This is a genomic window from Streptomyces sp. UH6, assembly GCF_013421635.1.
Taxonomy (GTDB): Bacteria; Actinomycetota; Actinomycetes; order Streptomycetales; family Streptomycetaceae; genus Streptomyces; species Streptomyces abyssomicinicus.
On the sequence record NZ_JACADT010000913.1, the window covers coordinates 1 to 2,306 of the forward strand.

Consider the following 2,306-nt stretch of genomic DNA (forward strand, 5'->3'; position numbering starts at 1 on the left):
GCCGTGCGCCCGTGGAACGGCACGGTCCCCGGGCGGCGGCGGTGCGGTGGGACGGCGGATAGCATCGGGGCATGCCGCTGACCGCCGAGGACGTGGACAGGTTCGAGGTCGCCCGACCCCGGCTGGGGGCGATCGCCTACCGGCTGCTCGGGTCCGCGAGCGACGCCGAGGACGCCGTCCAGGAGACGTACCTGCGCTGGCACGCCGCCGATCCGGAGCGCATCGAGGTCCCCGAGGCGTGGCTGACCAAGGTGCTCACCCGGCTGTGCCTCAACCAGCTGACCTCCGCCCGCGCGCGTCGCGAGACCTACGTGGGCCAGTGGCTCCCCGAACCGCTGCTCGAAGGGGACCCGATGCTCGGCCCCGCCGAGACGGCGGAGCAGCGGGAGTCGGTGTCGTACGCGGTGCTGACCCTGATGGAGCGGCTGTCGCCCAACGAGCGCGCGGTGTACGTGCTCAGGGAGGCGTTCGGGCACTCGCACCGCGAGATCGCCGACGTCCTCGACATCGGCGAGGCCGCCAGCCAGCAGATCTACCACCGCGCCAAGCGGCACCTGGCGCAGGGCAAGGCCCGGACCGAGGTCGACGCGGGCGCCGCCCGGCGGATCGCCGAGGAGTTCCTCGCCGCCGCCACCAGCGGCAGGTACGACGGGCTGCTGCGGCTGCTCACCGACGACGCCGTCGCGATCGGCGACGGCGGGGGCAAGGTCCCGGCCCGGGCGAAGGCGTTCGAGGGCGCACTGGCGGTCGCCAAGTTCATGTGGGGCCTGTTCCGGCCCGCCAAGGCCAAGCGCGACATGGTCGGCGGCTCGCCCGGGGTCTACGCCACGACGGCCAACGGGGAGCCCGCCGTGGTGGCGGTCGTGGACGGGCGGATCGTCGGCGTCGTGTGCCTCGAGCTCACCCCCGAGGGCATCGCCGGCTTCCGCAGCCAGGTCAACCCGGACAAGCTCCGGCGGGCCACCGAGCGGTGGGCGTCGGACGAGCGCGGGGAGCCCCTGTTCCACGCGTTCTGACCCCCGTTCCGACCCCCCTGGGTCAGGTGTGATCCAGGTCACTTTCGCTTCCTGTCAGGAAACGGCGGGCTGTCCGGTTCAAGAGGCGTGACAGCCCGCGCGACGGGCGACCGACCGCACAGACAGGAGCAGGAAAATGCAGCACCGCGTCATCGTCCTCGGCGGCGGCTACAGCGGAGCCGTCGCGGCCGGCCGCCTCGCCAGGAGGCTGGACCCGGCGGATGTGCAGATCACCCTCGTCAACGCCGCGCCGGACTTCGTCGAACGGGTCCGGCTGCACCAGCTCGCCGCCGGTCAGAACCTCAGGCACCGGCCCTTCGCCGAGATGTTCCGGGGCACCGGGGTCCGGCTGAGGACCGCGGAGGTCACCGGGATCGACGTCGGCCGCAGGACCGTCACGGTCAAGGGCGCCGCGGCCGGCGACGGCACCGAGGAGCTGGAGTACGACACGCTCGTGTACGCCCTCGGCAGCGGATGGAACGACCACGGCGTCCCCGGCGTCGCGGAGCACGCCCACGAGGTCGCCGGCCGCACCGGCGCCCTCCGGCTCCGCGAGCGGCTGACCGGCCTGGAGGCCGGGCGGTCCGTGGTGGTCGTCGGAGGGGGCCTCACCGGTCTGGAGGCCGCCACCGAGATCGCCGAGTCCCACCCGCACCTCGCCGTCTCCCTCGCCGTCCGCGGCGAACTGGGCGACTGGCTCTCGGAGAAGGGGCGCGGGCACCTGCGGAAGGTCGTCGACGGACTCGGCATCGCCGTGCACGAGCACGCCGACGTCACCGGCGTCGCGGCCGACCGGGTCACGACGGCCGACGGCCGGGAGGTCCCGGCCGCGGTGACCGTGTGGACCGCGGGCTTCGCCGTGCATCCGCTCGCGGAGGCCACCGACCTCGAGGTCGGCGCGACGGGCCAGATCGTGGTCGACGCGACGATGCGCTCCGTGTCCCACCCCGACGTCTACGCCGTCGGCGACGCGGCCCTGGTCATGGGCCCGGGCGACAAGCCGCTGCGGATGTCCTGCGCCAGCGGTGTTCCCACCGCCTGGCAGGCCGCCGACTCCCTCGCGGCGCGCCTCACCGGCGGGAAGCTCCCGAGGACCACGCCGCGCTACTTCAACCAGTGCATCTCGCTGGGACGCAAGGAAGGGCTCATCCAGTACGTCACCGCGGACGACCGGTCCGTGAACGCCGCCCTGACCGGCCGGTTCGCCGCGCTCTACAAGGAACTGGTCTGCAAGGGCGCGGCCTGGGGCGTCGCCAACCCGTTCTTCGGGATGCCGGTGCGGCGCCGCCG

Annotated in this window: 2 protein-coding genes; both read left to right on the forward strand. The window is 73.8% G+C overall.

Features of this window, described 5'->3' with window-relative positions; translation table 11 throughout:
* The first annotated feature begins 71 nt into the window (after window positions 1-71).
* Complete coding sequence (sigJ, locus tag HW445_RS27495; RefSeq protein WP_180223574.1) at window positions 72-1,016, forward strand: RNA polymerase sigma factor SigJ; 945 nt, start codon at window positions 72-74, stop codon at window positions 1,014-1,016.
* 136 nt (window positions 1,017-1,152) lie between these two features.
* The coding region (locus HW445_RS27500) for an NAD(P)/FAD-dependent oxidoreductase (RefSeq protein ID WP_180223575.1) at window positions 1,153-2,306 on the forward strand (1,154 nt) is incomplete at its 3' end.

What these genes read in the sequence shown, in the direction of transcription:
- sigJ (WP_180223574.1), top strand. Translation starts at nt 72, where the DNA reads ATGCCGCTGACCGCCGAGGACGTGGACAGGTTCGAGGTCGCCCGACCC.